Source organism: Marinobacter sp. tcs-11 (assembly GCF_002049515.1).
Classification (GTDB): domain Bacteria; phylum Pseudomonadota; class Gammaproteobacteria; order Pseudomonadales; family Oleiphilaceae; genus Marinobacter; species Marinobacter nauticus.
Genome location: NZ_LLYU01000010.1, coordinates 128305 through 135585 on the forward strand (window position 1 = coordinate 128305; position 7281 = coordinate 135585).

Sequence of the window (7281 nt, forward strand, 5' to 3'; positions counted from 1 at the left end):
TGCTCAGGGCGTGATGGTGACCGGTAGATTCAGTTGGCAAAGCAGGGACTCCGCGCCTTGCTGTTCAAACAGGCTGCACTGACGGCTGATCACCAGCTGTGCTGCTCCCTCCTCCCGCACGGCCCTCGCCATGGCAGCAGCACCGGCTTTGGGCAAACGCCTGACCCGGGCAGCAATGCCCCCGGCTTCAAGCATGGCTGCAAGCTCCTCAAGCAATTCGCGATCATCAGCGGCGTCTGAGCGCACCAGAACCGTCAGCGCCCGCTGCCCACGCCTGGCCAGCTCCACGCCTACCCGCACAGCCCGATGATTCGCGCCCTGATCGTGGTTCAGCAACACCACCACCCTGCCCGGTGGTAATGAGCGCGATTCCGGCCACAACAGCACATCTCCCGGCGCCTGCCGCAACAGGCCCCGCGCGGTTGAGCCCAGCTTGAAAGATGAAATACCGGACCAGCCAGCCCCGCCGAGCACCAACAAATCATCAGGCTGTACCAGCCCCAATACCTGCTCTACCACTTCACCCCGGCATAATCTCAGTGCCTGGGCCACACCCCAGGGCGCCAGGGTTCGCTCGAGAGTACGGCGAAGCTTCTCTGCAGTTGCTTGCATACGGACTTCCAGAGCGTCGACATCCATGGGCCTCGCCACGCCGGAACTCCGGCCCACTTCCCGGGCAAAACCGTAACCGGCACTACGCAGCAGGCTTACTTCCTCCACAAAGATACCCAGAACTTCGGCTTGCTGCGCACGAGCAATGTCTGCCGCAGCCTCCAGGGCTGCCAGACTCCGCCTGGAACCATCCAGCAACACCAATATCCGCCGGGCTACGGCGGGGTCTGGCTCCGGAGTTTTATGACTGACCGTTGTGTCCGCCATTGCCATTATCCTGACCCGTGTCTTTGTCCTTGCTTTTGCCAACCTCGGCAAACGCGGCCAGCCTGTCTGCCACGCGTCGGTTAAAGCTGCCCTCAGGGAACACGCCATCAGCATCCGGTTGCCCCGGCTCCAGGCCCGTCAACAACTCAATGGCCTGGTCGATATGGGTAACGGGATAAATGGAGAACCTTCCGTCCTGCACCGCTTCCCGCACCGATTCATTCAACATCAGATGCTCCACATTGCTGGCCGGCAACAAGGCACCCTGGCTGTTTACGCCGCCGTCCTGCCGGCAGACATTGAAGAAGCCTTCAATCTTTTCGTTGACGCCACCCACCGCCTGCACCTCACCATGCTGGTTCATGGAGCCGGTAACCGCCAGGGACTGCTTGAGCGGAACGCCGGCGATGGCGGACAACAACACACAGGTTTCCGCCACCGAGGCAGAATCCCCTTCCACGCCACCGTAGGATTGTTCAAAGGCCAGACTGGCCGACAGTGAAAGCTCATTCATCGGCGCATAACGATTGGCCAGGAACCGGGACAGAATCATCACCGCCTTGCTGTGGATCGGCCCACCAAGCTTGGCTTCCCGCTCGATATCCACCACCTGGCCCTTGCCAGGGCGCGCCGTAGCTGTAATTCGGGTGGGCTGGCCAAAGCGGGTGGCGCCTAGCTGCAGTACCGACAGACCATTCACCTGCCCCACCTGCTCGCCCTGAGTGGCAATCATCACCACGCCCCGGCGAATCTGCTCCAGACTACGCTCGCGGACCCGGCTCGCCCGGTAGTCCCGCTCGTCAATGGCCTGCTGCACATGGCTGGCGCACACGTATGGGCTGTCGGCCACACCAGCCCAATGATCCGCCTCGGTGAGCAGATCTTTCAGTACACGATCATGGGCCGTCAGCTTGTTCTGATCGCTGGCCAGACGGCTCGCGTGTTCAATCAACCTGGCAACCGCCTCCCTGTCCAGGATTCTTACGCCAGCCGACCGGGCCATGGTGGCAATCATCCGGGCGTAGAGTATGTAGCTGGCCTCATCCCGCTCCATGTCGTCTTCAAAATCCGCTTCCACCTTGAACAGGTCCAGAAAGTCCGGATCGTAGTGGGACAGCAGGTAATACAGCATCCGGTCGCCAAGCAGCACCACCTTTACCGAAAGCGGAATCGGCTCCGGTTGTTGGCTTACCGTGGTGGCGAGGCCATACAGGCGCTCCAGGGATTCGATGCGGATCTCGCCGGAAAAGAGTATGCGTTTGAGGCTTTCCCAGGCCATGGGCTGCGACAGTACCCGCCGGGCGTCGAGGATCAGGTAGCCACCGTTGGCCCGATGCAGAGCCCCGGCCCGAATCAGGGTGAAATCCGTGTACAGGTTACCCTGGTGGGCCCGGTGTTCGATCTGACCTGCCAGGTGTTGGTGGTTGGGAAGATCTTCATAGATGACGGGGGCCCCACGGGTCTCGGCATTATCCACCAGCAGGTTCACCCGGTAGCGGTTCAACAACCCTGCCGGTGCGCCGTTTTCAGTATCCTGAAACGCCTCGGCATGCTCCACCACATCCTCTCGCACCGCGTCGAGGTGCGCGACCACGGCCGGCACGTGCCCCCACTTCTCGCGCAGCTCCCCCATGGGGCCGCCCAGGGTAAGCTGAACCATTTCCTCATTCAGGGCATGGACCCGCTCCCGGACTTCCTTGCGTAGCCGGGGCACCTGCTGGATGGCCTGCTGCAGCTTTTTCTGGAGGTCTTCCACCTTGGATTCGACCAACTCCTTTTCCTCATCGGAGAAGGTCTTGTATTCCTCAGGTTCAATCACCTCGCCGTTGCGCATGGGCGCGAAGGTAAAACCTGCCGGGGTGGTGAGCATGGCTATATTGTTGGCGTTTGCCTCTTCCTGAATCTCAGACAGGCCTTGCTGCTGGCGCCGGGTAACCTCTTCCTGCAATTCCTGAATACGGGCCTGGTATTCCTCGCTTTCAAAGGTGGCCGGTATGGTGGTCTTCAGTTCGTTGGCCAGTTCGCTCATATCGGCCTTGAACAAGCGCCCCTCCCCCGGCGGCAGCTCAATGGCCCCGGGTTTGTCCGACTGCTGAAAATTGAACACATGACACCAGTCCGACGGCACCGGTTTTTCCGCGGCATGGCTGGCCAATACCCGCCGCACCAGCTCATGCTTGCCGGCACCGGAGGGCCCCAACACGAACAGGTTAAAACCCTGGGCCTTCATGCTGGCCCCGAATTCCAGGGCACGCAGTGCCCGATCCTGACCGAAGGGCAGAGCCAGATCTTCCAGGCTTTCCGTGGTTTCAAAATCCAGTTTGTCCAGCGGGCACCGATGGTAGATCTGTGCTTCGGTCAGAGCGTCGGGCAGAGCCATCCATCCTCCTTATGGCTTAGGCGTTGCCTTCCAGTTTGTCCTGGGTGCGCAAATCAAAATCGCTGGCATCGTGCCGCTCGTGCAGCTGGGAGGCAAGATCGCCCCAGGCCTTGTTCACCATACGGCCACGCTTTACTGCCGGGCGTTTGGCCACCTCGTCGGTCCAGCGAACCACGTTGGTGTAGGTGTGAGCTTCCAGGAACTCGGCCGCCTCGTACACCATGTTCTTCACCAGGGCTCCGTACCAGGGCCAGATGGCCATATCGGCGATGGTGTATTCATCACCGGCAATATACTGATTATCCGCCAGCTGGCGATCCAGCACATCCAACTGACGCTTCACTTCCATAGTGTAGCGGTTGATGGGGTACTCGTACTTTTCTGGCGCGTAGGCAAAGAAGTGCCCGAAGCCGCCCCCCAGGAAGGGCGCACTGCCCATCTGCCAGAACAACCAGTTCATGGTTTCAGTGCGCTTGGCCGGGTCTTTGGGCAGAAACGCATTAAACTTCTCTGCCAGGTAGAACAGAATAGAACCAGATTCAAATACCCGGATGGCCGGTTCGACACTGCGATCAAGCATGGCAGGGATCTTGGAGTTCGGATTCACCTTCACAAAACCGCTGCTGAACTGATCCCCTTCGGTGATTCGAATCAGCCAGGCATCGTACTCTGCTTCCTTGATGCCTTTTTCCAGCAGTTCCTCAAGCATGACCGTTGCCTTCACACCGTTGGGCGTTGCCAGGGAATAGAGCTGGAACGGATGCTCACCCACGGGCAGCTCTTTTTCATGGGTGGGCCCGGCAATGGGACGGTTGATATTGGAGAATTTGCCGCCGTTGTTCGGGTCCCACTTCCAGACTTTCGGAGGTGTGTAAGTCGGCTCAGTCATTCAGTTTTCTCCCATTGGCTTTACAGGATTAATGGCATGACTGTAACCGAATCAGGCACGGGTACGCACGTGGAATACGCCTGCGCGGGGTCAATAATCGGTCACAGCTATTGAGCTATACTCGGCTCTGGATCAACTGGACTGCAATGGAACCACCGCACCGGCAACCAGAAACACGAAACTGAACAAACCATTAATGAATGACCAGCGCCGACGATAATAGCTAGCATTCCTGATGACTGGATCAAACTTCCACAATATACGGCTCTCCAGATTGCCAGTGTGGTTAACGCTTGCAGCATGCGCGCCTACGAAATAGAGCCGAAGGCGCAATGTAGTGGGCGTCGCCGTGCCTGCACTTGATACTGATTGAGCCTTCTCCCCAGCCCTGCGGTTACCCGCTAAGCTGGAAGGCGACCAAGCACTACAAGGGAGAAGACTCAATGAACTTTTACCTTAGCACCCATCGCCATTATTGTGGAATCGATCTGCACGCCCGTAGTCTGTACGTCTGCATCATCGACCAACAGGGCGAGGTCCTTCTGCACAAGGAAATCAAAGCCCAGCCTGAACTTTTACTCGCCCTGCTCGAACCTTTCCGTGATGACCTGGTCGTGGGTGTCGAATGCATGCACTGCTGGTACTGGATATCAGACCTGTGCGAAGAACACGGCATCAACTTCATTCTGGGCCATGCGCTGTACATGAAGGCGATCCATGGCGGCAAAACCAAGAACGACCGTATTGATTCCTTCAAGATCGCCATGCTCATGCGCGGTGGCAATTTCCCATTGACTTACGTCTACCCCAGGGAGATGCGGGCCTCCCGCGATCTATTGCGCCGCCGTACCCGCATTGTCCGGCATGGTGCCATGCTCAAGGCCCACGCAGTGAACACTCTGGGCCAGTACAATCTGCCGCCCAGCAAAGCCAACCTCAACAACCCTGGTGGCCGATCACAACTGACCGCCGCTTTTAGCGATCCAGACGTTCAGCGCAATATCGATCTGGACCTGGCCATCGTCGACTGCTATCAGCACGAACTCAAAAAGCTTGAGTGGCACCTGGAGCAGCAAGCCAAGCAACACGACCCGGCATCACTCAACGTACTGAAGACCATTCCTGGAGTTGGTCGCATTCTGGCCCTAACCATTCTCTACGAAGTCGGCGATATCCAACGTTTCGAATCCGTTCAGAAGTTCGCGTCCTACGCTCGCCTGGTGAAGTGCAAAGCCGAATCCGCCGGCAAAATCTACGGCACTCAGGGCAACAAGATCGGCAATGCTCATTTGAAGTGGGCGTTCTCAGAAGCGGCGGTGCTGTTCATTCGTAACAACGACAAGGCCAAACGCTACGTCGAAAAATTGCAGAAGCGCATGAACAAACCCAAGGCCCTATCCGCCTTGGCACACAAGTTGGGTAGAGCTGTGTACTTCATGCTCAAAGACAAGAGGGTGTTCGATGAACAACGGTTCTTGAGAGGTTAGTCACGCCACGGGCTGAGCAAGACGTCTAACTGGATCAGAAAGGATGACACCGAAGACCGCAAGTCTGCTGACTGGTACACCGATACCCAAGCGGTTTTCTGTCACCGATGTTGAAGCCAGAGCGACTTGATTAGCCAGCCCGTGGGCGTGCCTTAATACCATGAGCCAGTGCGCTTACACCGGTCCTGAGCCTGACACTAACTGGAGCCATGCAGCCCGTCGTTTGAATAGTACCAGTGACCGGTTAACCGATGAATGTCTGGTGCCCCTGACCCACTGATGGAACGACCGGTCAGGCAGTGGCCTAAAGCCACGTAAGAGAGCCCCTATATGTGTTTGCTGTAAGTGCCTGACAGCTCCGCGAGACTGACGAAGCAGGCGTTCTCGCTCATGGATTTAGGTTGGCCGCTGGCGCGGCCAAAAAATGACTCTTGCCTATTGATTCCGAGAAGGCTCATATGTGTTAGGCATTAGTCAAACCTGATCTCAATAGATTCAGTTACTTTGACCGCCATATTGTCTCTGGTATGCCCAACAAGGCAACAAAACATATATCTGACCGCCTCGGTGATAAGTTTGTGCAGCTTTTTCTTGTCATGCACTACTGGCACCACCCAGTCGCCGTTAAACTCCCGTAGGCTTTGTTCACTGATGTTCCCATTGTGCGCAGCCGAATTCCTTAATTTGACCAGCAAATCAATGACATCTCGCCCTTCTGGCAACCGTACGCCGCATTCAGTAGCTAACAACGCTAGGTCACCGGAAAATCCAATTTTCTCACTAAAGCTTCTCAGCCTTTCAGCAAATGACGATGCGTCTTCATTGTCAGATGCCTCCTCGAATAAGATGAGCTGGAACAATATCTGATTGTCGATTTCCGACTCTCGGAGGGAGGCCCGAAACAGGCGAAGCAATAGCGAAAACTTTGTATCCGTCTGCGCTTTTTGCTCAATGTCCGGAAGAGCATCAAGATATCCGGGAATATTAGTGCCGTGCCGAATAACACGGTCGGAAGGAATGTAGAACTTTATACCAGGATTTTCAGGCCCTTCAGCAAATGCACATAGTGGAGTCGCTGGGTTAGCGGAAATCACAGACAAAGCACCAACAATATTCTCCGCTTCGTCTTCTTTACTTTCTATCGCTTCGACGAAGCTATCACCTTCAACGGCTTCAAACTCCACAAGCGTGCAGTGCCCAGTGCTCGCGTAGTTCCTCAGCGTGTTTTCGAGATCCTTTCGCGTGAAACTAAAACGTACTGACTCAAGCTTCTTCTTACCCTCATGGATCTCACCAGCAAAACCAGTAGGCGAAAGTGGCTTTACTGTCGCGGAAGGGAGCTTGATTTCCTTTTGAACGAAACATCTACTGAAAACGAATCCAACCCTATATATTTCCATTAATCCCTCTTGCCTAACGCCCATAGCATGCGCGACTTTGGAATGGAGGCGAAGCCGCAATGAAAAAGACGTCGCCGTGCCTGCGATGGTTAGGCATCACCGTTTTCTCCGACTTCTCGCCTTAAGGAGGGTCTGATTAACGCCTGATTTATCGCTGAATCGCTTTTCAACTCGAAAAAAAGCCATTCAAGCGCGATTTTGGCGTTATCACCCTCTGTTTTGTTCGATTTTTGCCTATTTCCCGCC

The 7281-nt window shown here is 56.1% G+C and carries 5 protein-coding genes; 1 reads left to right on the forward strand and 4 read right to left on the reverse strand.

The features are described 5' to 3' along the window. Window positions 1-3: 3 nt before the first annotated feature. From ARC85_RS12800 to yghU, 3 genes are read right to left on the reverse strand one after another with little or no spacing between them, the layout of a single operon-like run. The gene (locus tag ARC85_RS12800; RefSeq protein WP_227548916.1) at window positions 4-879 is read right to left on the reverse strand and encodes a universal stress protein; all 876 of its coding nucleotides are present in this window, start codon (window positions 877-879) and stop codon (window positions 4-6) included. Continuing rightward, window positions 854-3259 carry a Lon protease family protein gene (locus tag ARC85_RS12805; protein WP_286714963.1) on the reverse strand — a complete coding sequence of 802 codons (2406 nt, stop codon included), beginning with the start codon at window positions 3257-3259 and terminating at the stop codon, window positions 854-856. The genes ARC85_RS12800 and ARC85_RS12805 overlap by 26 nt, the downstream gene beginning before the upstream one ends. A gap of 16 nt (window positions 3260-3275) precedes the next feature. Then, on the reverse strand, window positions 3276-4148 hold the full coding sequence (yghU, locus tag ARC85_RS12810) for a glutathione-dependent disulfide-bond oxidoreductase (protein WP_153741054.1): 873 nt from the start codon (window positions 4146-4148) through the stop codon (window positions 3276-3278). A 443-nt stretch (window positions 4149-4591) separates the two neighbouring features. Between yghU and ARC85_RS12815 the strand changes: the two genes are divergently transcribed. Then, window positions 4592-5635 carry an IS110 family RNA-guided transposase gene (locus tag ARC85_RS12815; RefSeq protein WP_153741053.1) on the forward strand — a complete coding sequence of 348 codons (1044 nt, stop codon included), beginning with the start codon at window positions 4592-4594 and terminating at the stop codon, window positions 5633-5635. Window positions 5636-6105: 470 nt separating this feature from the next. Here the strand turns inward: ARC85_RS12815 and ARC85_RS12820 are convergent, their stop codons facing one another. Next, on the reverse strand, window positions 6106-7035 hold the full coding sequence (locus ARC85_RS12820; RefSeq protein WP_272999070.1) for a hypothetical protein: 930 nt from the start codon (window positions 7033-7035) through the stop codon (window positions 6106-6108). Between the last annotated feature and the right edge of the window lie 246 nt (window positions 7036-7281).